20 protein-coding genes and 3 pseudogenes are annotated in these 24,771 nt (G+C 56.5%); 4 read left to right on the top strand and 19 right to left on the bottom strand.

Annotation, left to right across the window (positions count from 1 at the left end):
• From ACK6D9_RS04370 to ACK6D9_RS04360, 3 genes are read left to right on the top strand one after another with little or no spacing between them, the layout of a single operon-like run.
• Positions 1-1,008, top strand: a complete 1,008-nt coding sequence (locus ACK6D9_RS04370) for an ABC transporter permease (RefSeq protein WP_412050771.1) — start codon at positions 1-3, stop codon at positions 1,006-1,008.
• Positions 1,005-1,991, top strand: a complete 987-nt coding sequence (locus ACK6D9_RS04365; protein WP_412050770.1) for an ABC transporter permease — start codon at positions 1,005-1,007, stop codon at positions 1,989-1,991. The genes ACK6D9_RS04370 and ACK6D9_RS04365 overlap by 4 nt, the downstream gene beginning before the upstream one ends.
• A 4-nt stretch (positions 1,992-1,995) precedes the next feature.
• Positions 1,996-2,877: an SMP-30/gluconolactonase/LRE family protein gene (locus ACK6D9_RS04360; RefSeq protein ID WP_412050769.1), complete on the top strand. Its 882-nt coding sequence runs from the start codon at positions 1,996-1,998 to the stop codon at positions 2,875-2,877.
• Positions 2,878-2,995: 118 nt separating this feature from the next.
• Here the strand turns inward: ACK6D9_RS04360 and ACK6D9_RS04355 are convergent.
• The 8 genes and pseudogenes from ACK6D9_RS04355 to ACK6D9_RS04320 all read right to left on the bottom strand — a co-directional run.
• Positions 2,996-3,091, bottom strand: a pseudogene (locus ACK6D9_RS04355) (IS6 family transposase); the annotation flags it as partial.
• A gap of 144 nt (positions 3,092-3,235) precedes the next feature.
• The gene (locus ACK6D9_RS04350) at positions 3,236-4,855 is read right to left on the bottom strand and encodes a dihydroxyacetone kinase subunit DhaK (protein ID WP_412050768.1); all 1,620 of its coding nucleotides are present in this window, start codon (positions 4,853-4,855) and stop codon (positions 3,236-3,238) included.
• Positions 4,852-5,862, bottom strand: coding sequence for an ABC transporter ATP-binding protein (locus ACK6D9_RS04345; RefSeq protein ID WP_412050767.1), 1,011 nt, complete (start codon positions 5,860-5,862; stop codon positions 4,852-4,854). Before ACK6D9_RS04345 ends, ACK6D9_RS04350 begins: the two co-directional genes overlap by 4 nt.
• Complete coding sequence (locus tag ACK6D9_RS04340) at positions 5,855-6,952, bottom strand: ABC transporter ATP-binding protein (RefSeq protein ID WP_412050766.1); 1,098 nt, start codon at positions 6,950-6,952, stop codon at positions 5,855-5,857. Before ACK6D9_RS04340 ends, ACK6D9_RS04345 begins: the two co-directional genes overlap by 8 nt.
• 3 nt (positions 6,953-6,955) lie before the next feature.
• Positions 6,956-7,144, bottom strand: coding sequence for a hypothetical protein (locus ACK6D9_RS04335; protein WP_267655564.1), 189 nt, complete (start codon positions 7,142-7,144; stop codon positions 6,956-6,958).
• Complete coding sequence (locus ACK6D9_RS04330) at positions 7,141-8,079, bottom strand: carbohydrate ABC transporter permease (protein WP_267655563.1); 939 nt, start codon at positions 8,077-8,079, stop codon at positions 7,141-7,143. The genes ACK6D9_RS04335 and ACK6D9_RS04330 overlap by 4 nt, the downstream gene beginning before the upstream one ends.
• On the bottom strand, positions 8,076-9,023 hold the full coding sequence (locus tag ACK6D9_RS04325; RefSeq protein ID WP_412050765.1) for a carbohydrate ABC transporter permease: 948 nt from the start codon (positions 9,021-9,023) through the stop codon (positions 8,076-8,078). The genes ACK6D9_RS04330 and ACK6D9_RS04325 overlap by 4 nt, the downstream gene beginning before the upstream one ends.
• Positions 9,024-9,110: 87 nt before the next feature.
• Entirely contained in the window at positions 9,111-10,424 is a 1,314-nt protein-coding gene (locus ACK6D9_RS04320; protein WP_412051734.1) for an ABC transporter substrate-binding protein, read from the bottom strand.
• A 210-nt stretch (positions 10,425-10,634) separates the two neighbouring features.
• On the opposite strand from ACK6D9_RS04320, the gene ACK6D9_RS04315 reads away from it, so the two are divergent.
• Positions 10,635-11,654 (top strand): LacI family DNA-binding transcriptional regulator, encoded by a 1,020-nt coding sequence (locus ACK6D9_RS04315; protein WP_412050764.1) that lies wholly within the window; start codon positions 10,635-10,637, stop codon positions 11,652-11,654.
• A 215-nt stretch (positions 11,655-11,869) separates the two neighbouring features.
• Here the strand turns inward: ACK6D9_RS04315 and ACK6D9_RS04310 are convergent.
• The 11 genes and pseudogenes from ACK6D9_RS04310 to ACK6D9_RS04260 all read right to left on the bottom strand — a co-directional run.
• Positions 11,870-12,593 (bottom strand): annotated as a pseudogene (locus ACK6D9_RS04310) (IS5 family transposase); the annotation flags it as partial.
• A 266-nt stretch (positions 12,594-12,859) separates the two neighbouring features.
• A complete protein-coding gene (locus tag ACK6D9_RS04305) occupies positions 12,860-14,167 on the bottom strand; it encodes a TRAP transporter large permease (RefSeq protein WP_412050763.1) in 1,308 nt (435 codons plus the stop codon).
• A gap of 167 nt (positions 14,168-14,334) precedes the next feature.
• Positions 14,335-15,393 carry a TRAP transporter substrate-binding protein gene (locus ACK6D9_RS04300; RefSeq protein ID WP_412050762.1) on the bottom strand — a complete coding sequence of 353 codons (1,059 nt, stop codon included), beginning with the start codon at positions 15,391-15,393 and terminating at the stop codon, positions 14,335-14,337.
• Between the two features lie 53 nt (positions 15,394-15,446).
• Positions 15,447-15,944, bottom strand: coding sequence for a TRAP transporter small permease subunit (locus tag ACK6D9_RS04295; protein WP_412050761.1), 498 nt, complete (start codon positions 15,942-15,944; stop codon positions 15,447-15,449).
• Positions 15,945-16,269: 325 nt separating this feature from the next.
• Positions 16,270-17,105 (bottom strand): IS5 family transposase gene (locus ACK6D9_RS04290; protein ID WP_412050760.1). Its coding sequence is split into 2 segments (ribosomal slippage): positions 16,270-16,721 and positions 16,721-17,105, totalling 837 coding nucleotides; the frame shifts between segments, so codons are not numbered across the junction.
• A 193-nt stretch (positions 17,106-17,298) separates the two neighbouring features.
• Positions 17,299-18,051, bottom strand: a pseudogene (locus tag ACK6D9_RS04285) (IS6 family transposase).
• Between the two features lie 158 nt (positions 18,052-18,209).
• Positions 18,210-19,895 carry a Na/Pi cotransporter family protein gene (locus ACK6D9_RS04280; protein ID WP_412051733.1) on the bottom strand — a complete coding sequence of 562 codons (1,686 nt, stop codon included), beginning with the start codon at positions 19,893-19,895 and terminating at the stop codon, positions 18,210-18,212.
• Between the two features lie 188 nt (positions 19,896-20,083).
• Positions 20,084-20,827, bottom strand: coding sequence for a 5'/3'-nucleotidase SurE (locus tag ACK6D9_RS04275; protein WP_412050759.1), 744 nt, complete (start codon positions 20,825-20,827; stop codon positions 20,084-20,086).
• A gap of 11 nt (positions 20,828-20,838) precedes the next feature.
• Positions 20,839-21,990: an MBL fold metallo-hydrolase gene (locus ACK6D9_RS04270; RefSeq protein WP_412050758.1), complete on the bottom strand. Its 1,152-nt coding sequence runs from the start codon at positions 21,988-21,990 to the stop codon at positions 20,839-20,841.
• The gene (locus ACK6D9_RS04265; RefSeq protein WP_412050757.1) at positions 21,990-23,063 is read right to left on the bottom strand and encodes an ABC transporter ATP-binding protein; all 1,074 of its coding nucleotides are present in this window, start codon (positions 23,061-23,063) and stop codon (positions 21,990-21,992) included. The genes ACK6D9_RS04270 and ACK6D9_RS04265 overlap by 1 nt, the downstream gene beginning before the upstream one ends.
• The gene (locus ACK6D9_RS04260; RefSeq protein WP_412050756.1) at positions 23,051-24,751 is read right to left on the bottom strand and encodes an ABC transporter permease; all 1,701 of its coding nucleotides are present in this window, start codon (positions 24,749-24,751) and stop codon (positions 23,051-23,053) included. The genes ACK6D9_RS04265 and ACK6D9_RS04260 overlap by 13 nt, the downstream gene beginning before the upstream one ends.
• Positions 24,752-24,771 lie beyond the last annotated feature (20 nt).

Genomic DNA, 24,771 nt, shown 5'->3' with positions numbered 1-24,771 from the left:
ATGTCGATACAGACAAACGATCTGAGCATGCAGACCGCCCGGGCGCCCAGCCGACGGATCAGGGCGGTTATGCGCAACCACATGTCATTGCTGTTTGCGGCTGCGATGTTGCTCGTTATCCTGATGGTCTACGCCTCGCTCGGGCGCGGTGTGCTGACCATCGAGGAGCTCAACATCGATTCAGCCGCGGCGCTGACGTTGGTGCTGGCGGCAACGGCGCAAACCATCGTCATGATGCGCGGCGGCATCGATCTGTCGATCGGCGGAATCATCAGTCTCGGCACCTCGGTTTTCGCGACCCAGGTCGGAGACAGCGCCATTTCGGTCATGGTCTGGTCGGCGATCGTACTTGCCGGCGGGGCTCTAATCGGCGCGCTCAACGGCTGGATCATGACAACCTTCCGGCTGCAGCCGTTCCTGGTCACACTGGCGATGTGGTCGATCCTGAGCGGCGTGGCAATGATGGTGTTGCCCACCGATGGCGGAAAGGTTCCCGGCTGGTGGATCAGCTTTGCCAATGAAAAGCTCTACGGAATAGTCATGCCAGTCTGGCTGATTGCTGCCTTGCTGCTGTTCTGGGTCTGGTTTGCCGCCACCCGCACCGGCACGACCATCAAGGCGGTCGGCTCGAGTGCCAAGGCGGCGTATCTCTCCGGCGTCTCGGAAATGAGCGTGAATATGGTCTGCTATGGGCTGTCGGGTCTGTTTGCCGCCATGGCCGCCCTTTACCTCACCACCCAAATCGGCGCCGGATCGCCCAATATCGGTAGCGATTACATTCTTGCATCGGTGGCGGCGAGCGTGATCGGCGGCGTCAGCCTTTTTGGTGGACGCGGACACCTGCTTGGCACCGTCATCGGCGCCTTCATCCTCACTATCATCGGCAATCTGATCTTCGTGCTCAGGATCTCCAGCTACTGGCAGCCGGTGGCCTCGGGGGCCATTCTTTTATGCGCCGTTCTCGTCACCTCGATCATCGAGAAGAAAACCAGGGCCTCAAGCTCATGAGATCACTTCTGGAAGGCCGCGGCCAGATCCTGCTCGCCTATGCAAGCGCCATCATCCTGCTGATTGCCACGAGCTTCGTCTCGCCTGGTTTTCTTTCCGAATCTAATCTCAGGCTGACGGTGATCCTCGCCGCCTTCATTGGCATTGTCAGCATCGGGCAGACTTTCGTCGTCATCGGCGCTGGGATCGATCTCTCCATTCCATGGGTGCTCAATTGCGCCGCCGTAACGATGGCGATGCTCGCCGGCGGACAGGACGGGAATCTGGCCTGGGTGGTGCCGCTGGTGCTGTTCGGGGGGATGGCTGTCGGCATCTTCAACGGCATCGGTGTTGCCATTGCCGGCGTCCCGCCGATCATCATGACACTGGCCACTAATGTCATCCTGCAGGGTGTCATCCTGGTCTTCACTGGCGGTCGCCCGACGCCGCCGACGCCCGAATTCATCACCTATCTCGCCGTGGGACGCATCGGTCCTGTCCCGGTTCTCGGCCTCATCTGGCTGGTGCTTGCGGTGGTGGCAACATTCGTTCTGTCGCGAACGGTCTTCGGCCGGCAACTCTACGCAGTCGGCGACAATGCCGAGGTCGCCCGCTATTCAGGCGTGCCCACGGTTCGAACGACGATTGCCACCTATGTGATTTCCGGTTTTACCGCGGCCCTGGCGGGTATCCTCCTGACCGGCTATTCCGGACAAGCGTATCTGGGCATGGGCGATGCCTACCTGTTTACCTCGGTCGCAGCCGTCGCCATCGGCGGCGCATCGATCCTCGGTGGAACCGGCACCTACGTCGGCACCGTCGCCGGCGCCCTGATCCTGACGATCCTCAACGGTCTGTTGCCTGCCCTCAACCTGAGCAGTGGCGCATTGCAGGTGGTTTATGGCCTTGTCATATTGGTGACGGTGGCCGCAAGCGGTGAGACCGTGCAAAGGATCGGGCAGGTTCTGTTTCGCAAACGGCCACGACCACAGAGAGGCGAGTAAAGTCATGGATATCGAATGTGTCGTCGACGCACGCGCCGAATTAGGCGAGGGGACGGTCTGGGACCCGGTGGCGCAGGTTTTGTGGTGGATCGATATATATGGCCCGACAATTTACCGCTTCGATCCGGCAAGCCGGGAGAATCACAGCTGGACGGCGCCTGAATATCTGGGCTGTATCGGACTGCGCCGGTCCGGCGGTCTTGTGCTGACCATGGCCAGCGGGTTCCATTTCTTCGATCCGGACACCGGCGTTTTCACACCGATTGCCGACCCGGAACAGGATATGTCGGACACGCGATTTAATGACGGCAAGACCGACCGCCAGGGGCGTTTCTGGTCCGGATCGATGTTCGAAGCACCGGGCAAGCCGGCCGCAAAAATCGGCGCGCTGTACCGGCTCGATACCGATCATTCCGTTCACAAAGTGATTGACGGGGTCGGTTGCGCCAATGGTCTGGCCTGGAGCCCCGATGGTGACAAGATGTACTTCACCGACAGTCACACCCATCTGGTCTGGGTGTTCGATTTCGACCCGGAAAGCGGCGAGGTTTCGAACCGCCGGGTCTTGATCGATCTTTCCGATCGCGATTTCATCGTCGACGGCGCCACTGTCGATGCGGATGGCTGTTACTGGCTCACCATTCCATTCAAGGGCAAGCTGCTGACCTATGATCCGGACGGAAAGCTCATGAGGGAAATCGACATGCCCTGCGACCTTCCCACCTGCTGCGAATTCGGCGGCAAGGATCTCGATGTGCTTTATGTCACCACCGCGCGTTTGCGCCGAAGCGACAGCGAACTGGCGGGCCAGCAATCGCCGGGTGGCCTGTTCGCCATCTCTGGGCTTGGCAGCAAGGGTTTGATCTTGCCGCCCTATGGAGGTTAGCTCGCAGCGTCTTCCTCATATTTAGGCCTATCAAAACGGCAATCTTGAGCGGAGCAGGGCAGTGGGTTCTGTCGCAAATCGTACTTCTGGCCACGATGGGGCGCTTTGCTGCTGACTATCAAGCTGCCAGGATTTTGAATTGTTCAGCGATTGAGGTATGCGAATTCTGGGCAAAACTCTCATGTCGCTTGCGCATCATATGAACCATTTCAATGCATCGGGTATCACCCGAGCACTGTCACATTATTAAATACCGAATAGCTGCCTCAACAAAAAGTCGCATAATCCCAATTTATGGAACTATTACACCGATTTGAGGATTCTGCCCGCAAATGCTTCTGCAAACGTCAAGACGGCACTAACCTTGCAGATGCTCAAACAACCGCGCCACGGCTTCAGCGCCTGGATCGGTATGACCTTCAAGCTGCTGTGCATTGATGTAGGTTGCCCGACCCGCGTTCGCTTTGGTCAGGGTCGCTGTGTGATCCGCACCCGCACGCGCGGCCTTGGCCGCCAGATGCAGATTGTCTTCCAGCGCCTCAAGTGCCGGATGAAGCGCATCCACCATGGTCCGGTCGCCCAGTTTGGCGCCACCGATTTCCTGCATTCTGACCAGACCTGCCTTGAGCGCCCCGGTCATCGAAAGGCCACTTGAAGCTGCATCGCCTGCCGCTGCGAAGAAGATGGCAAGCAGTACACCGGAGGAACCACCCATCGTCTGGCTGAGTTCCTGACCGAGAGCACGGTAGAGTTGGGTGTGATCTGCCAGTGGAAGCGTATCCATGCTCGCAATCAATGCGCGCGCAGCCCCGGCCAGCGTCGAGCCGGTATCGCCATCGCCGGATTTCGCATCCAGCGCATTCAGGTCACTTTCGGATTTGATCAGGATCTCGCAGCACTTGGTCAGAAACGCGCGGGTTTCCGCATGTTCCGACGGAAGCGGCTTAATGGGTGCCAGCCCATCGGGCAGGTTGAGGACCTTCACGGGCGTGATTTCGGAGATGCCCGGCCAGGCCGAAAGCGGCGTTGGTTGAGAAAGCGCCTCAAGGTCTTCGACATCGGCCGGATAGACCGATACCGAGAAACCGCGCATATCCAGCGACGTGACCATTGCGGCCGGGCCGATGATCCATTTCAGCTTGCCGGCAATACTCGAATTCGCCAATTCGTTGGCCAGAATGGCCATTTCGAGAACAGAAGCGCCACCGAGATTGTTCAGCAAGGCGACATGATCGCCCTCGCCCATATGCTTGCCGAGCTTGGCGGCAACCGCATCCATCGCTTGCCGCGCATCGGAGTACTGAATTTGCTCCACGCCGGCTTCGCCATGGATGCCAAGACCGAGCTCGGCCATACCTTTCGGAATTCTGCTTTCTTTCGGTGATCCCGGAACCGTGCAGGTATCGAGCGACATGCCGATTGTCTTGGTGCCAGAAATGACTTTCTCGACCCGTCTGGTGATCTCGTCAAGCTTGACACCGCGTGCCGCCAATGCACCGGCGACCTTGTGTACAAACAGGGTTCCGGCCACGCCACGCGCCTGTGGCAGATCAGGCAAAGCAACATCGTCGTCGACAACGACCATGCTGACATCGAGACCAAAGGCCCTGGCGCGTTCCGCCGCCAAGCCAAAATTCAGCCGGTCGCCAGTGTAGTTCTTGACGATCAGCAGGCAGCCGGCAGGACCGGTCACAGCCAGGATTCCGGCCAGCACAGCGTCGACGGAGGGAGAGGCAAACACATCGCCGCACACGGCAGCGGTCAACATGCCTTCACCGACAAATCCTGCATGCGCAGGTTCGTGGCCTGATCCTCCGCCGGAAACCAAAGCCACTTTCGACTTGTCCCAATCGTTGCGGAGCACCACCCGGATGTGCGGGTAACCATCCAGCCGGGCAAGCTTGCCGCCCGATACCGCAATGACACCGTCAATTGCTTCGGTGACGATATCTTCCTTGTTGTTCATAAACTGGGTCATCGGACGTTCTCCTCGGCAATTCGCGCGCCGTCAGCATCGAAATAGAACGGCTTCTCGGGCCTGATTTTGACGATGTCGCCTTCACTCAACGTTGTGTGAGCATCCGTCACGGACACCAGATCATGGTTCTTGAAAGACAGATGCAAGCGTGTCTGGTCACCCAGATGTTCGACGCGTTTGACAACACTGTCTTCGCCTGCCCCCTGGACAATCTGCTCGGGCCGCAAGCCGATCTTGACCGCCCTGACAGGCGCTCCCTTGAACAAATCGGCGGGCAGAATATTGATCCTCGGCTGGCCGAGACGGCTGGCTGCGTAAATACTCACCGGGTTTTCGTAGATTTCCCGTGGGCTGCCGAACTGGACCAGTTTTCCGCGGTCGAGAACGCCCACATGGGTCGCCATGGTCATGGCTTCGATCTGGTCGTGGGTGACATAAAGCAGGGTGGCGCCGGACATGGATTGGATGCGCTTCAATTCAATCCGCAAATCGGCGCGAAGCTTGGCGTCGAGCGAGCTCAGCGGTTCATCCATCAGGTAGATGGAGGGGCTTCTGACGAGCGCGCGGCCTATGGAAACACGCTGCATTTCTCCGCCGGACAGAGCTGTCGCCTTGTTGTCGAGCTTGTGGGAAATCTGCAGAACCTCGGCAACCTCCTTGATCTTGCGGGCGATCTCGTCGGCAGGCGTTTTGAGCAATGGCGATTTCAGCGGAAACGCCAGATTCTCGCGCACAGTCAGATGTGGGTACAGCGAGTATTGCTGGAACACCATGGCCACGTTTCTCTGGGCTGGTGTCAGCCCGGTCATCGATTGGCCACCGATGCAAATTTCGCCTGAATCAGGCGTATCAAGGCCAGACACCATGCGCAGGGTTGTGGTTTTGCCCGCACCCGTGGGCCCGAGCAGAACCACGAAGGATCCATCCGGAATTGTCATGCTCACATTATCGAGGGCAACCTCGGAATCGAAGCGCTTGGTCACATTTTTCAAGATGACATCAGCCATGTCCCAAGACCTCCTGATTGGCGTGTGACAGCGAAGCCCGTCCCGTTGCGGTATCGAAGATCGTGATGGTGCGTGGATCAAATTCCAGCCCCACCCGTTCGCCAACCGTGACCGGTTGAGCGGCACTGATGCGCGTTTTCAAATCTCCGTTGGGCGTGGCGACGGTGATGATCTGCGTCGTGCCAAGATACTCGGTTGCAAGAACTTCGCCCCTGTAGGCGCTAGCATCAGAAAACCGCACGTGTTCCGGCCGCACCCCAAACGCCAGCTTCCCCGCTACGCCCTCAAGCGATGCGGGGATTGCAAAGTCGACCCCATGCATCTCGATCGTGGCCTGGTTGCTTGCCAGTGAACCCTCGAAATTCAGGAAATTCATCGATGGGGAGCCAAGAAAACTGGCCACAAACATGGTCGAAGGCCAATCATAGATCTGTTGCGGGCGTCCGAACTGTTCGACAACGCCGTGGTTCATCACCACGATCTTGTCACCCATTTGCATCGCTTCCAGCTGGTCGTGGGTGACATAGACAGTTGTCGCCCCCATCCGGTCGTGAAGCGCGCGAAGCTCTTCCGACATGTGCTCGCGAAACTCGGCGTCGAGCGCTCCCAGCGGTTCGTCCATCAAGAAGGCTTTAGGGTCACGGACAATTGCACGCCCGAGCGCCACCCTCTGGCGGTCGCCGCCTGACAGGCCGCCCACCGGGCGACCGAGAATATCTGTAATTCCCAGAATCTCGGCAACCTCTCCGACTTTCTTCTTCACCTGGGCCCGGGGCATGCCCTGGCTAATCAGCGGATAGGAAATGTTCTTGCCGACATTCATGTGCGGATAAAGTGCAAACATCTGGAAGACGAAGGCGATGTCGCGCTGACTGGCAGGCTTCATGCCCACCTCCTCACCACCGATGTAGATTTCGCCGCTTGTCGGAAGTTCAAGCCCGGCCATCATCCGCAAGGTCGTGGTCTTGCCGCAACCGGAGGGACCAAGCAGCATGAAGAACTCACCGTCCTCAACCGTGAAGGTGGATGATTTGACCGCATTGAACGACCCAAAGTCCTTGCGCAGATTCTTGATCATGATCTGTGCCATGGGCTACTCCGGGAAATGGCTGACGATGATGAACATCACTGTGCCAACCAAGGTTATGATGAAGGAATAGGTGAACAGCCACAGTGCGAACGGTTGCATCAGCATGACGACGCCCAGCGCGATCAGAATCGATGCCAGCATTTCCCATGATCCGCGCCGCAAGCGCAGCAAACCATTGAAGAAGTTTGTCATTTGCGAACCGCTCCAAAGGTGATGCCGCGAAGCAGGTGCTTGCGCAGGAGGATGGTGAAAACCATCACCGGAACCAGGAAGATCGTCGCCCCGGCAGCCACGGCCGGCCAGTCCTGGCCGCCCACGCCAATGATCGTCGGAATGAAGGGGGGCGCGGTTTGTGCGGTGCCGGAAGTAAGCAACACCGCCAGCGCATATTCATTCCACGAGAAGATCAGGCAGAAGATGGCGGTGGAGGCAATTCCGGTGGCGGCCTGCGGCAGCACGACCTTGTAGAACGCCTGAAACCGAGTGTAGCCATCGATCAGTGCCGCTTCTTCATATTCGATCGGAATTTCGTCGATAAAGCCGTTGATCAGCCAAACCGCAAGCGACAGGTTGATCGCCGTATAGAGCAGGATCATTCCGGCATGGGTGTCGTTCAGCCCCAGGTTCCTGAACATCAGGAAGATCGGAATTGCCACCGCAATCGGCGGCATCATCCGCGTCGACAGAATGAAGAACAGTAGATCATCCTTGAGCGGAACCTTGAATCTCGAGAACGCATAGGCGGCAGCGGTCCCGAGCACGATGGCAAAGAATGTCGACCCGAAGCCGATGATCACGGAGTTGAAAAACCGCTCGGAATAGCGCGATGCGCCGACGATCGTATTGCCCTTGTTGCGCACCAGTTGCTCGTACCAGGGCAGGTCATCACGTGGTTCGGCGGCAAGTTCGGCGCTTAGGCGCGTCTGCGCCGTGAAGACGTTGACATAACCCTCAACCGTCGGCTCGAACAGGATTTTTGGCGGATAGGCGATGGAATCGACGGATGACTTGAAGCCCGTGGCGACGATCCACAAAAGCGGCAGCATGGTGATCAATGCATAGCCAATCACCAGAATTCCGGCGATCCATTTCTGCCTGACAGACGGCTGCGTAACGGAGTAGCTCATCTTTGTTTCACCTTGTTGAGCGCCTTCACATAGATCGATGCGAGGCCAAACACCGTGACAAAGAGGATCACGGCATAGGCGGAAGAAAATCCGGTGCGCCATTTCTCAAAGGCTTCGCGCTTGAGATCAATTGACGTCAGCGTGGTGGTGTTGCCCGGCCCGCCTCCGGTCAGCTGCACCACCAGATCGAACATCTTGAAATTCTCGATGCCGCGGAACAGTACCGCCAGCATCAGAAATGGCAGAATCATCGGGATGGTGATGGTCCAGAACTGGCGCCACTTGCTGGCCCGGTCGCACTCCGCAGCTTCGTAGATGCTGTCGGGGATGGACCGGAGACCGGCGAGACAAATCAGCATGACGAAGGGTGTCCACATCCAGGTGTCGACAATCACGATGGACCAAGGCGCGAGTGAAACCTCGCCGATCATCGAAAAACTAGACGGATCTGCACCGGTGACAAAGCCGACGACATAGTTGAACAAGCCGATCTGCGGCTCGTAGAGGAAGGTCCAGAAATTGCCGACTACCGCGGGCGAAAGCATCATCGGAAACACGATGATCGTGGTCCAGAGATCATTGCCCTTGAACTTCTTGTTGATGAGAAAGGCCAGCGCAAAGCCGATTAGAACCTGACAGACAATGGTCCAGATCAGGAAATGCGCGGTCGCCTGCATCGTCATCCAGATGTCGGGATCACCCAGGATTCGCTCGTAGTTACGCAACCCCACCCATTCGACAGCATTGTTGGGGCGGTTCACCCGGAAATTGGTGAAGCTGAGATAAATGGTCCAGATGAGCGGGAAAATATTGATCGCCAACAAAATGAAGATTGTCGGGGCAACAAAAATCCAGGCAATCGCTCTGTCTGAAAGCCCTTTTACCTTTTGCGCGACAGCAGTCGGGGTCGCCCGAGCAGCGCGGTCTATCACTGAGTTTGACATAGCAGATTCACCTGATTCCCATCGGTGAGGCCGGAATATGATTTTCCGGCCTCACCGCTCATTGGGAGGAGCACAAGGGGTTAAGGCTTACTTCTTGCCTTCGTCTTCAAAGACTTCGTCCCAGTCCTTGACCAAACCATCCAAGGCTTCCTTGGCGGTGCCGTCACCGGCAACAACGTAGTTGTGCACTCGCTGCTGCATCGGCAGCAACAGGGACGCATAGGAAGGCTCAGCCCAGAAATCCTTCACAATGGCCATGGAATCGAGGAATGTCTGCGCAAATGGCTGGCTTGCAGCAAAGCCCGGCGCTTCGACGACAGCACGCATTGCGGATGCACCGCCAACGTCCCACCATTTCTGCTGGACTTCCTTTTGAGCGAACCACTTGATGTACTCCAGAGCCGCGTCCATGTTTTCAGTGTTTGCAACAACGGAAATACCCTGACCGCCGAGCTGAGCGAACTGACCTGCAGGCCCGGCCGGGTTGGCGAAGTAGCCTGACTTGCCGCCGCCCACATTCGGATCTGCTTCAACGCCGGGCCAGATAAACGCGAAGTTCATCTGCATCGCCACCTGGCCAGACTTATAGGCATCGATGTTCTGGGACATGTAGGCATCTGATGCGCCCGGAGGGGTGCAGCAATCATACAGGGCCTTGTAGAATTCGAGACCTTCTATAGCACCGGCAGAATTGACGAAGCCTTCCAGATCGTAAGGCTTGTCCGGATTTTCATACTGGAAGCCGTAATTGTAGAGGGCGTTGGTAACACCCATGGTGATGCCTTCGGAGCCGCGCTCGGTGTAGATGGCTGCACCATAGACCTTCTTGCCATCAATCTCTCGGCCTTGGAAGAACTCGCCAACCTGCTTGAGCTCTTCAAGGGTCTTCGGCGCGTCCAGATCACGGCCGTATTTTTCCTTGAATTCCGCCTGAATCTCAGGCCGCGAGAACCAGTCTTTGCGGTAGGTCCAGCCAACAACGTCGGCAAAGGCGGGCAGCGCATAATAGTTCGGCGTATTCTTCGGCCATTCGGCATAACCAGTCACTGTGGCCGGCAGGAAATCATCCATCTTGATGCCTTGCGCATCGAAGAAGTCATTGAGTTTCACATACTGACCGTTCTCAGCAGCACCACCAATCCACTGGCTATCGCCGATCAGCAGATCGCAAAGCTTGCCGCCGGAATTCAGCTCGTTGAGCATGCGGTCAGCGAAGTTCGGCCACGGAACAAACTCGAAGCTCATCGTGTGTCCGGATTCTGCTTCGAAATCCTTGCTCATCTCGACCAGCGCATTGGCCGGATCCCAGGCAGCCCAGCACAGCGTCAGATCGGCGGCCTGAGCAGAACCAACGCCCGCCGTCGCCCCGAACATAAGACCGATCGCTGCCGCGGAATTCATCAGATTGAATTTCATAGTAGATATTCCTCCCGTTTTACAATCCCGCCAGCATGGCAGGGCCTCCTGTCACCACCAATAATGAGGTGCGCACCTCATTGCAAGCAATTCATGAGGTGCGCACCTCAAAAGTTGCATTCCTGCGAATTTTATTGAACAAATCGGCTGACGAACGATCTGAGCAACCCGATTGACGCGAAATATTTTAGGCCAATGCGACCAACAGCAAAAGACTTAGCAGCAGAAGCAGGCGTCAGTCTCGCGACGATTGACCGCGTATTGAATGGCCGTCCGGGCGTCAAACAGCGCACGGTGACCAAGGTAAATGAGGCAATTGACAGAATTGGCTTCGTTCGCAATCTGTCAGCGGTCAACCTTGCGCGAAAGAAAAACTATCATTTCCGTTTTTTACTTCCCGAGCATGGAGATCAGTTTCTGAATGTTCTTGCAAAGCATATAGAAGAAGCCAACAGAGCTTTCTCTGCCGAAATGGTCGATGTCGCCGCCGTCCGCCTTCCCGCCGAAGACCCAAATCGACTCGCAAGCTATCTCGGCAAACTGGACGCCAAATCAGTCTATGGCATTGCTATCATGGCGCCGGAATCACCACAGGTTCGCGATGCCATCAACCGTCTTCTTGAGCGCGGAATAGAAGTTGTCCAGTTTCTTGCCGGCCAACCCAAAGCGGCCAGCATCGATTTTGTCGGCATCAACAACCATGCCGCAGGCGCCACAGCCGCTCAGCTGCTCGGCCGCTTTCTGTGCGAGCGCAAGGGGAAAATCGTGGTCGTCTCCGAGACCATGCGATCGCGCGACAGCATTGAACGCCGACTGGGCTTTGATGACGTCATCAACCGGGAATATCCGGAACTCAAAACCCTGCCTTCGATTGAAACCCACGGAGATCTGCAAAGAACCAGACGGATTTTCCGCAACGTTTTTGCCAATCATCCCGATATTTCAGGCCTGTATATTCTAAGCGCCGAAGCCCGCATCCCGATTGAGGAAATATCAAAAATTGCAACCAAACCGCTGACGAAAATCGTCCACGAGCGCACCCCCTTTACAGAAGCGGCGCTGCGGAATGGGCAAATCGATGCCGTGATCGCACAAAACCCCGGCCATCTGGTCAGAAGTGCGATCCGCATTCTCAAGGCTCGACACGATCAGCGAGAACCCCTGGCTTCACAAGAGAGAATACGCATCGAAATCTTGTTGAAGGAGAACCTGTAAAGCTTTTTGAACGCAGTTCTTGGACAGCCTTTCTTAAGGATACCTACTTGGCTTCACCCTGCCCGACCACCGGCATCTACAGGTGCGACCAGCCCAGAACCGTCCATTTCAGTTGGGCCGGATGGAGCCAACCGCGCAAGTCCGAAAATGCCAGCTTCGATGGGATAGCGGCACAAATAGTCCAGTTCTGGGTCTGTCGCAAAAGAAATGGCAACGCTGTCAACCAACGCTCTTTTGCCATAGCCGCTAGAAGCCTGCCATTTCAGCCGGCCATCGATTTTATCGATGCGATGTGGTTTTCTCTCTGCCTGTGCGCTTGGGCATTGAGACGTTCAACCGTGTTCGATCGCGGTGGAATGACGACCCTTGCGGTCGCGCTGTGACGCAGAACTGCGACGTAGGTTGGATAACCATCATAGGCTCCTTCGGCGGTGAACTGGTCGATCTCATCATTGATCTGATCAAGCAACGCCCCAGCTGCGAGGCATTGCCGGTTTCCTGATTTGTCAGACTATGCGCAATGATCTCGCCGCCGTCGGCGTCTACCGCCAAGTGCAGTTAGCGTCAGCCATGCAGGGACTTTGCGCCATGTTTCTCTTCCAGCCATTGGCCAACGCCATAATTTTTCAGCCCGGCATTTTCGACCAGAACGTGAAGGGGCCGTCGCCGCGGGCTGCCGGTCGCTGCCTCTGGCTGATGGTTTTCAGGTCTGGACCGTCGGCTCAGCGTGGTGTGATCAGGCATAGGCAAATCCAATGCCATCAAATCAAGTGCCGAACTCAGAAGCCCTTCGCATTGGCGCAAACGCAGCCCGAATACCATGCCCAGCATTAGCGTGGTTTCGATGGCCAGATTAGAGTAACGCGCCTGGCCTCCCCTCGTCTTGCGCCGTGGAGCTGCCCAGCCAGCCAGCGCTTCTAGCGTTATCCAAAGTAGCAAACTGCCACGGCGGCAAAGGCCCGCCCTCTACTCCGTCCAACTCGTCACCTTGAACAGCATCTTACCGATATGATGGCGACGAGTGGCGTTATGTTTGTGCGGCATGCGGGATCATTCCAGTTGGTGTGGATCCGAGCTGAATAAACGGGACGCGATGAAATCTTATTCATGCACCAATGCCGGGCGAAGCGACCTCTTGTTCAGCCTGAGGAAGCCCTTGGATTCGGGCGGCAACACCAGTCCGGTCTTTGTTTCAGCGCTTCATTCTACTTGAACAGATTCGGCAGGCCGGTTGCAATTCCTGGAAACTGGAAGATGAGCGACAATCCGATAAGCTGTAACACCACGAACGGCCCAACCGAGGTGTAAACATCGCCAAAACTGACATTCTTCGGCAGGACACCCTTCAGCCAAAACAGGACGAAGCCGAATGGTGGCGTCAGATATGCGATCTGGATGTTGACAACGAACAGGGCACCAAACCACAGTTTGTCCACGCCCAGTTGATCCACAATCGGAATGAACAGGGGGGTGCAAAGCATGATGATCGCCCAGTCGTCCATGACCATTCCGAGGATCAGGATGATCAGCATCATCATCGCCAGGATGCCGTTCGTACCGCCGGGCATGGACAGAACCAGCTCCGTCAAGAGATCCTGACTGCCCATTGTGTTGAACACGTTCAGATAGATGTTTGCACCGATCAGGATCCAGAGCCCCATCCCGGTCAGTTTGAGCGTAGTGGCGATGGACTGTCTGAAGACATTCCAGGAAAGGCGTCCGTAGATGAGATTGATGATCACCGCACCGGTGGCGCCGAATGCTGCCGCTTCGGCAGGCGTTGCCACGCCTCCCCAGATAACACCTAGAACGAGGATGATCAGAACGGCGAACGGCCAGACATTGACCACGGCTACCGCTTTTTCCTTTCGGCTGAAGTGCTGGTCCTGAGGCAGTGCCGGGCCGAGTTCTGGCTGCAAGCGGCAACGCACACCGATGTAAATGATGTAAAAGCTGGCCAGCATCAGCCCCGGAACGATCCCTGCAAGGAAAAGATCGCCGATCGAAACCTTTGCCAGCAATCCGTAGAAAATGAAAGGAACGCTCGGCGGGATCAATGCCCCCAAAGCGCCACCTGAAGCAATTGCGCCAATCGCGATCTTGCGGTCATAGCGGTATTTCATCATCGACGGATAGGCGATCTGCCCCATCGTGATCGTCGCTGGCGGGGTGATCCCGGTTACGGCGGCAAATATGGTGCAGACGACAACGGTCCCCATCGCCAAACCGCCATGGATATGGCCGATCAGCTTGTAAACGGCGTCATAGGCCATGTCGGCAATACCTGAATAGCGAATCAAACTCCCCATGAACAGGAACAGCGGCACGGTCACCAGGATCGAATTCCAGGGCGTGTAGTAAAATGCGCTCGGAACCGCGAACAGTGCGCGGGGTTCAAAAACCATCGCGAAGATGACGGCCGTTCCCCCAAGGCCGAATGCAACCGGCAAACCCATGAAAAGAACTACGAACAACACCAGAAAGTAGAGTGCGGTAATGACTTCCAAGCTCATGGGATATCCTATGAAATAGGGAATGATTCAGAAAAAGAATTCTACCGAGAAATCAGGGGCCCTACCGATATCGTTTCTTGTTCGGATGGCTGACCGGCAACTCCTGATGTCTGCCTGTCCCCAACACATGTCCGGGACAGGCGGATGAGCAAAAAACACTCAGTGCGTTACTTGATGTAGCCCTTGTCTTTCAGGAACTGCGTCCACAGGGCGACGCCTTTTGCGTTGCCCTCCGACAGAGCGCCGACCTGCGGCCAGACGTCACTGATGGATTTTGCACGCATGCGGGCGATCTCTTCATCGGACATGGTGATCACTTCGCCACCGGAATCCTTGAGCACCTGCAAGGCATGATCGACGCCGTCGAGATGCATCTTGCTGGTTTCAAAGTAGGTCGATTCAAAGATGCCGTCGATCTGTTTGCGCTGCCAATCTGTCAGCGCGTTCCATTTGTCGAGGTTGATGAAGATTTCCTGATGCTGCGCCGGGTTCCAGCCGGGCAGGCTCGCGTACTGAATCACCTCCTGGTAGGACATGTCATCGATACCGCCGGTATCCCAATAGGTGCCCTCAATGGTGCCCAGCTTGATCGCCGTATAGATGTCGCCGGCGTTCAGCGAGACAGGTGATCCGCCCATTGCAGCGTGGAAAATAGCTTGCGGCCCGCCAGCTCGCATCTTCTTGCCGGAAAGATCTTCCAGCTTGTTGATCGGGAACTTGGTGAACATGGCGTTGGGGCCCTGATCCGACCAACCGGCCCAATGCAGGTTGCGCGCATGGGCGGCCTCTTGGACAATATCGCCAATCCGGTAAGCGGGATTGCCCCACATGGCCTCCCACGCCTCTTCCGGGGTTGTCGCGCCCATCGCCATGCCGAAAGCCAGCATGCCTTCGGGCATCTCGCCGCCATACACAGTCGCCCAGCCGGCATAACCGTCGGTCTGCCCGGCAACAGCCGCACTGAAGGCTTCCGAGCCGCTGGTCAGCGCGCCTGCGGGTTCGACGCGGATCTTGACGCTGCCTTGGGTGGCTTCTTCGACAGCCTTGACCCAGGGCATCAACCCGTTGTCCCAGCCTGCATCCGTTGAATCGAATGCAGGTTGGAACACCCAATTCGTCACTTCCTCCGGTGGGCCGTCTGCCTGTGCCAGCACGATCGATCCGCCCAGCAGCAGCGCACTTGCTGATACGAATGCAGTTTTGAGAATGTTAGTCACAATATTCATAAGTTTCTCCTCCCTTAGTTTCTTCTGGTTCTCGCTTGTTGTCCGATGATTCCTCATAGCAATTCGTCATCATTCTCCAACTGCGAAGTCTGTCCGGTCACCAGAGTCCGGATGTCGATAGCCAGTTGCTTGAGAACAACAAGCATTACCACCACAGCCGCCAGCGGTATTGCGCTTTTGATCGGGTAGATGGGAATTGGCACGCCTGTGGGCGTGACCTGATTGAGTTTTATTGAAAGAAGTGCCGCATCGATGCCTTTCCAAAACAGGACCCCCAAAAACAGAAAGGTGAAAGGTACTGTCAGGATGTCAAGAATGGCCTTGGTGCGGGCGCTTGCACTTGCATAGAACAGATCGAGTTTTACAAAAGAACCATGGTTGAGCGCGTAGGCCCCGCCAACACAGGCGATCAGCACCATTGCGGCCTGGATCGACGTGCCGATCCACATGGAGGGGGCGTTGAGCACGTAGCGCAGGAAAACGTCCGTTATTCCAAAACACATGGCGTAGAGTATGAGGCCCCAACCAAGCCAGCCCAAGAACTCGCACATTGCGTCGACGCTCCGACCGTACCAATGTAACATACGTCGCCTCCCAGCTTCTGTCTTCAGCCCTTTTTTTTCACAGTCTAGACGCATCATAGGAATGACCGGCTTAGTGAGATCCAGGAATAACTCGGTACTAAATCCTGTATCTTGCTGAGGTTCTCCCGTTGCGTGTATTGCCCAGAAGCAATTAGCGCTCAATTAGGCGGCGAGGTCAAGACTGAGCAATCGCAAGCACATCTGATGCGGAGTTCATATTTAAACGTTCTACATCTACGCGACCACGATCAAGATTAGCTTGATTGGCCTTAGAGTCGGTCCGGAAAGTTGTTCATTTTGAACAGAGCCTTCGCAGCATGAGGCGGATAGACGCGAGTTTGAGAAAGGCGAGCGCGTTGCGCGAAAGGTTCTCGAAGTCCTTTGCCAGCCTGCGGCATCGCCCAAGCCACGCGAAAGTCCGTTCGACCACCCAGCGTCTCGGCAGAACCTCAAAACCCTTGACGATGTCGGATCGCTTGATGATCTTGATCGCCAGCCCGGGCATGGCCTTCTTCTGACCCTTGGCGAAGACAGGTCCCTGATAGCCACCGTCCGCAAAGAGTTTCTTCAAAAACGGATAGCGCCCGAACAACGTCTTGATGACCAGCAGGCCGCCGTCGCGGTCCTGGATGTCGGCTGGATGAACCAGCGCATGCAGCAGCAGACCTACCGTGTCGACAAGGATATGCCGCTTCTTACCCTTGACCTTCTTCCCCGCATCATACCCGCTCGGGTCGATACAAGCCCCCCTTTTTCCGCGCCTTTGACGCTCTGGCTGTCGATGACCGCCGCTGTCGGGCTAGCCTCGCGTCCCATCGCCTCGCGGCATTTCACATAAAGCTCCTGATGAATACGGCCGAGTGTGCCGTCCCAGTTCCAAAGGTCGAAATAGCTGAACAGGGTGCTCTTCGGCGGCAAGTCCTTCGGAACAGCCCGCCATTGGCAGCCGGTGCTGAGAACATAAAGCAGGCCGTTAAGAACCTCGCGCACATTGACCTCACGCCTGCGGCCACCCCGCTTGGCAGGAGGTATCAAAGGCTCGACCAGCGCCCATTCCGCATCCGTCAGATCGCTGGGATAGCGCAGACCATCCCGATTGTATTTCCCACGGTTCGCTTTCGTCCACATAGCCTCCATCCCATCGTCAAACAAATCAACGGCATGGAATCACAAACGATTCATATCATTCAACTTCTTTCCGGACCGACACTTACCCCGACGATGATCGTCGACTTTCGAAGTGTCAACGATCCGCAATACGTCGGGAAAGTGCCTCGGCTACAAAACCCCGGCTGAAGTCATATTCAACGAAATCAACAAATCAGGTGCGGCACTTGAAATTTGAACCCAGCATGGACTGGCAAGGGTTGTCCGATGCTGCTACTTCGGCGGTGAAGTCTGGCCCGCGGTTGGAAGTATCGGTGCAGGCGCGGCGGTAAGAAGAAGCGGTGAGGTGAAAGCGGCGGGGACGGAAAATCGGGTTGATTTGACCATGTGCGGACACAAAGTGCTTTGCTTTCCGGTGGGATTGAACTGGCCATTATTTCTCACGTTTTCGGGCCGGTTGATGCGACACTTTGGTCACGTTGTTGAGGCCTTTGTTGGCGCGATGTTTAGCGTCCGGCACCAGTGCTTAAATCGGTTTGATGTAACTCCGCAATTTGTCGGTATGACGATTCGCGATTCGCCGAACCGGGCAACCCGTCCCTCATAAACTGCTTTGCAGCTTTGGCATTCCGGCGCGTTTGCTCCAAGATATCGAGGATGTCGTCATTTGCATCGCTTGCGCCACAGCCTGTATTTCTCCCAGCGGATCGTGACCACGACTTCCTCTAGGTGACACTTGTCGTTCGGCCTTGATCGCTCCCGACGGATGCAATTCGCAAAGAATGGCCTAAAGCGTTTGACCCACAGTCGGATAGTTACGCGGCTGAGAACCACGTCTGCGCGGCCAACAAGTCTTCAACATCACCCGTGCTCATGGGAAAAGATGGTAAGCTCAAACCGCATAGGCGATAATCTCACGAGGGCAACCAAAGCCTTTCAGCCACGGCATGTTTGTCGGCGTATACATAGACGCGGCTTAGTCCAACACGACTGACCGAACAACTCGGCAATACAAGACAGAGTTATATGGGCCGTACACTTCCGCCGCAAATTGCATTGCTGATGACGACCGGCACCACCCAAATCGGGGCGCTGAAAACCGCGGGCAGAGAAAGCTCGGCGTTATCAAGCTCCCGCTTCGAGAACTGGCGCCAGCTCGACGCTGGTAAGCCGGCTTTGCCGAAGCGCTCCTGACTGCTCGAGCACCGGATACGCTGCCGCAGCAACCAAATGGGAATTGATCTGCTTGAGATCGCGTAGAATGTCCAGGTGAAGTGAACTGGTCTCTATCGTGTTGATGTCTCCCTTGCGTAGCCTGTCGAAGTGAGCCGAGGTACCCTCACGCACCACCCTCCTGAAAATCACCTTCTCGTCTGCCAGCATTCGGGCTGTACGCTCATCCTGTGTCATCAGTACCGCCGCTGCCTTCTGCAGGTTCATCAAGAGCCGTTCGAACAAATCACAAAGTTCTTTCTGCCCCTCCGGCGAGAACGTCAGACCGCGGCGCAGGCGCTTGGCAAGATGCGGCAGCAGGTTCTGGTCAAGAACATCCCCGGCATGTTCGATATTCATCGAAAACAGGAGAATTTCGTGCACCCGCCGCTTGTCCGCATCTCCTAGCTCATCGGCATCGATAGAGGTCAAATAGGTTTTGACAGCCGTGTTGAGGCTATCGAGGACGTTGTCTTTGCGTCTGAGTGCGGAGAGTGCCTTGCGGTCAGAACTGGTGATCGACAGCTTGGCGCCGGAAATCATTTCGCCAAGTACATCCACCAGACGCAGAACTTCGCGCGCCGCCGCGCCTATCGCCACCACCGGCGTTTCGGTGGCGGCAGGGTCGAGATAGAGTGGTTGTGCCGGATCCGCCGGATTTATCTTGCGCGGCAGACAACATCTCAGAACTGCAGAAAACGGCACCAGAAAGGGCATGAAGACAAGCGCGAGCAGGAGGTTGAAGGCGGTGTGGAAGTTGGCCACTATCCGCGCCTTGTCGCCGCCGAACATGACGAGAAGATCATTCATGTGCGATAGCATGGGCAAGGCAATGGCGACGCCGGCAACACGCGTGAGAAGATTGCCGATCGGCAACCTTCTCGATGCGAGATCACTGCCTGAATGGCCTTCCAGCACCGGATTCAACGCCGTGCCAAGATTGGCGCCGAGAACCAAGGCGAGAGCTTGCTCGGGAGTAACCAACCCTTGGCTTGTCATCGACATGATCACCAGCAGGACAGCGACACTTGAATGGGCTGCCCAAGCCACGATGGCCCCGAGGATCAGGTTGAAAACGGGCATGGTCGATATGCCGTGAAGCACGATGGCCACGGTCTCCGTTCCCTCGTACCGTGTCATCAGCTCGAGGAGCAGGTGCAACGCCATCAGCATGAAACCGAGGCCGATAACAACACGTCCGAGATCGTGAACCGTTGGATTGGTCTTTTGCCGAAACATCAAGACACCGCCAAGGATCAAAGCTGGCGCCAGCGCTGCGATGTCGAAGGAAAGGACTTGAACGATAAGCGTTGTACCGACATTGGCGCCAAGCATGACCGCCAGCGCCGGAACCAGGCCAACTAATCCGCCGGCAGCAAATCCCGAAGCCATCAAGCCGGTTGCCGTGCTGCTCTGGAGGAGAGCCGTCACACCCATTCCGGCAAGAAAAGCCTTGAAACGATTGTTCAAGGCGTGTCCGAGAAATGAGCGCAAGTTCGGCCCATACGCTCTTTGCACACCGGTTTGAACCATGCGTGTGCCCCAGAGAAGAAGCGCGATGTGCCCTGCCAGGGCAACGAATGCCAGGATCATATCCATATTCACTCCAGAACTAAGGGTGTTTCCGGCAAGCATGAGGCGGACCAGGGTATTGGCCGATGAGAGCACCCATTCAGACAACCGGCAGATTCAATCGCCATCGCCATGACGCCAGGCGTTTTGCTCGCCGAAGCGGAGAATTTCAGCGGACTACGAAGTGCTGTCTTCGTAGTCCGGCAACGGGTCATTCACACGGACAGTTGCTCAAGCAGGCTGTCCTCCAGAACCTTCTGCCCGAACCAGTTGAGACGGTTGATGCAGGCATAGCCCTTGTCAATCAGATCGTTCTCGTCGCCGTCTGTTGCATGATGCGCGCGTCCGCGCGGTATGATCAGGGTTGTCACATCACCGTCAGTTCCAACTATGTCAGCCGCGCGAGCAATTTTGTCGCGACCGATGCGCGGCTGGCGAACCGGTGCTGGCAACGTGGTGGGCAGGTTCATCGAGAGCCAGTGCCCTTCTGCGAACCACTGATCCCGAGCGGCCCAGACAGTACCGATCAGCTGGCTTAACCAGATTTCATCGCCTGGTGAAATCTGCGGGTTCTTCACCCGCGAAAATCCAATAGCGGGAATGTTCCAGAAGGTCGCTTCGCGGGCAATTGCGAGCGTGCCTGAATAGGCCAGATCCTCGCCGACATTGCGACCGTCATTTACGCCCGACAGCACGAGATCCGGCTTCTGATCTTGCTCGAAAAGCCAGGTCATTGCCGTCACGACACAATCAGCCGGCGTTCCCCAGCAGGAGTACCGCTTGTCGCCATGCCTGGTCATTGTCAGCGGTCGGGCGACGGTGATCGATCCGCTGGCGGCGGTGCGTTTGCCATCTGGCGCCACCACCCAGACATCATCCGTCAGCCGGCGTGCCACCTGTTCGAGCATGGCAAGCCCTGGAGCATCTATTCCGTCATCATTGCAAACCAGAATTCTCATTGTCTTTTCCATCAAATTTCGAGGTGGTCACCTGTCACAGCCGTGACATCTAGTTTCGGTAGGAAGTGCTGCAAATCGCGGAGACCGGAATGCGGACAAGAATGGCCAAGGGCGTAGGGACTGCTGGCGGCATTCCATATCGCCACGTTTTCGTCGCGCGTTGGATGCGTGGGCAGCCTTATCCAGGTAGCACGCGCTTCGTCATAACAGCGGCGCGCTGGGGTATGGTCCGGAATATGGCCTGTCAGCAGAATTGGTAAGCCCTGCGCCGCAGCACGCCGGATCGCCTCCACGGACGGACCGGCGCTGCCCATGCCGTCAACGGTGAGCAGCGGACAATCTGGAAACGGGTCACCGTCAGACCAGTCCACTGCACGTTCCAACCGTTGCCGCAATAGCTCCTGCGTGGATGGCGCGAAGGCGTTCTCCGCAAGGATCTGTGTGGAAATAGGTTGGCGCATCGCCTGATGAATGGCAAATTTGCCAGTTAATATGGCCATGATTTCCAGGGGTTTGCCTGACGCCGGTACAGGCAGCAGGCAGCCGGATGGGTGAGCGGCTATCCAATTCTCGATCTCGGTGCGACGCTGTAAACCGGAAATTGAATCGGCAGCATAGGATGTATCCAACACAATCAGATCGCACCGAGGCACAGGATCCATCACGAACACGCTGCTTCCCGGTGTGACATCGGCACAATAGACGGCCTGATGCTCGCCATCATCAACGTGGAACCATACACCGCCAACCACATGGCCCGATCGCCCGGTCAATATCTTGAGTGGGCCGACGCGCAAGGTTTCTCCCGGGGTAAAGAGTTTGACCCGACAGCGATCAATCGGATAATCGCGGACGTGGGACGGATCAGCGTATTGCGCCAGCATTCCATCGGCTTCACCACGGGTTTCATGGGTCATGAAAATGAGACCGTGAAAACCGCACGACAACAGCCAGCTCAATCCGCCAATATGATCCTCATGCGCATGCGAGACGAACACCGCATCAAGGCTTGCGATCGCGGCTACGTCGATTGCCGGGTAATAGTCCCGTCCCATGGCACCGACCTTGATACCGACGTCGAGCAGAATCCGGGTGTCAGAAGTCGAAATTCCGACGCTGGTCCGGCCCTTTTCGCCAAAACCGCCATACAGATCGATCTGCATTATTGTGAATCTCCCTGCGGGATGACCCATCCTGAGTTGATGCGGATATGGGCGGTTTCACCTTCTGACAGGGAGACCGGATCAGGGACGTCGAATGTCAGCTGCAGTTCGGGACTCAAGACGGGAAACGCATCGATGCGCGCTCCGCCGCCGCGATAGATGACGCGCTTGACAGTAATTGCAATACCGTCCTTGTCCACGACCTCAATGTCGGATGAGCGGATGCAGACTTTCGCCGCCGTCACCTGCTTCTGATCGGAAGCACAGCGGAACACCGCGTCCTGTCCCAGCAGTTGGACCTTGCAATGCCCATTTTCGGGCGCCGACATGAGTTGTGCGGGAAGCACCATGCCTTGCGCTATGAAGGCAGCCACCATTTCGCTGCGGGGCTCCTGATACAGTTCGCGCGGAGTTGCAAATTGTATCAGCTTGCCATGATCCATGACGGCGATGCGATCCGCCAGCGCCATCGCCTCGGCTTGGTCGTGGGTGATGTAGACGATGGTGGTCTTGGTCCGTTTGTGGAACTCGGCAAACTCCTCCTCCATGGACGCGCGCAGATGCACATCCAGATTGGCCAGAGGTTCATCGAAGAGCACGAGCGACGGCGTCGACACGAGGCATCGTGCAAGTGCCACGCGTTGCCGCTGCCCTCCTGACAAATTGGCAGGACGACGATCGCCCAGCCCAACCAGATCCACCAGTTCCAGCGCATCTTTTATGCGTTTCTCACGGGTTGCCTTATCAATCTTGGCGACCTTCAAGCTGTAGCCAACATTTTCGGACACAGTCATATGCGGCCAGAGCGCATAGTTCTGGAAGACTATGCCAACCTTGCGCTTTTCCGGTGGCACATTCACGCTTCGGCTCGACATTAGTGTCTCACCAACGGTGATTTGACCATCGCTGACATTCTCGAAGCCGGCAATGGCGCGCAAAAGCGTGGTCTTGCCGCAACCCGATGGGCCAAGAACCGCGACAAACTCGCCATTCTTCACATCAAGCGAGACGTCGGAAAGCGCATGCATCGAACCAAACGTCTTGGTTACATTTTCAATTTTCAATCCCGCCATGGCAGAACTCCGTTGGGAAGATGCCGCGCGAACAGATTGGTCAGCAGCATGAGTGTGAAGGTCATCGCGACGGTGAGTGTGGATGTGGCCGCCGCATAGTTGGAATCGCCGCCCTGCTCGAAGGAGAAGATAACAACGCCGATGGTTTCGGACCCAGAGGCCCACAGCAATGCCGACACCGTGAGCTCGCTGAATGCCGTGAGAAAGATGAGAACACCACCGGCTATTGTCGCAGGCGCCACGAGCGGAAAGATGATTGTCCGCATGCGGGTTATCAGCCCTGCCCCGGCCACCTGGGCCGCCTCTTCGAGGGATCTATCGATCTGATGCAGTCCGCTCACGGTCGGCCTCAGCGCCAGAACCAGGAAGCGAGCCAGGTAGGCATAGAGGATGATCCAGATGGTATTATAGATCTGGACTCCGATGACCGGCAGCGGCTTGAGAAACAGCAACAACGCGGCAATCGCCAACACCACGCCCGGCAGTGCATAGGGCAGCTCGATCGAAAGATTGATGATCCTCGTCCACCAGCTTTGACGCCACGTCACCATGTAGGCGAGCGGCACCGCAATCATCACCGCAAAGAACGCGGTTGTTAACGACAGACCAAAACTGTTGAAAAAGGCCCGGCCGGTGGCGCCATGTTCGAATATGACAAAGCCATAATTTGCAAGCGTGATCGTTTGCAGCGTCAAAGGCGCACCATAGGCCGATACCAGCGAGGTCAGCACCAGACCGAGAATCGGGAGGCCAAGCACTGCGATGACCACCAGCATCATCAACAACTCGATCACCAGACGGAATTTTCCGAGATCGTAAGGCGCTGCGGGCAGAGATGTCGAAACGATGCGGTAGTCACGCCGTCTGGACACATATTCCTGCGCGAAGATACCGGTCATGGCGATAACGCCGATCAGGATCGACAACACCGCAACTTCGGAGAGCACTGTAGGTCCGCCGCCGGCAAGTTTTTGGTAGATCAGTGTCGGGAGCACAAGATAGTTAGCCGGAATGCCAAGGAAGGCCGGAATTCCGAAATTACCAACACAGGATACAAAGGTAAGAGCGGCAGCTCCGATGATGGACGGCATCATCAGTGGCAGGATGATGGTCCTGAGAACAGTAAACCGCCCCGCTCCACTGCTGGATCCAGCCTCCACTAGTTCTCGCGGCAATTTGCGAAGGCCAGCGCGCACCATTAGAAAAACCAACGGTCCGTATTGAACGCCGAGAAGCACGATGATGCCCGTTGTCGAGTACAGTGGATTTCGACTGCCCAGGGCGGGAGCCATGCCAATCAGTTTAAGAAACGGGCTGGCCGGACCAAACAACTGCAGCCATGCCAACGCAGTGACCTGAGGCGCAATCAGCAAGGGCGTGACATAGAGGAACACGAAGACCGAACGGCCCCGCACTGCGGTCAGCCCGACAATGAGCGCCACAGAGGTTCCCAAAAACACAGCAAGAATAGTTCCCCCAATTCCGACCTGCAGGGAATGCAAGGTTGCAGTCCAAGTAGCAGAACTGGAAAACGTCTTGCCGAGCGCGCCCGGTGAACCGCTGCTGGGCACAGCCACCTCGAAGAGCAGCCGGAACATGGGCATGATCGACAGAAGCAGCACGATAGCAACTACCGCCAGGGTCAGGACTCGATCAAAGTCCCACCCCCCTTCTTGATTTTTCAGCATCGATAGATCCTTGAGCAGGT

The organism is Hoeflea sp. Naph1, from assembly GCF_046837775.1.
Classification (GTDB): domain Bacteria; phylum Pseudomonadota; class Alphaproteobacteria; order Rhizobiales; family Rhizobiaceae; genus Hoeflea.
The sequence above is the reverse complement of the archived record's forward strand: the minus strand, read 5'-3'. Positions and strand labels throughout refer to the sequence as shown.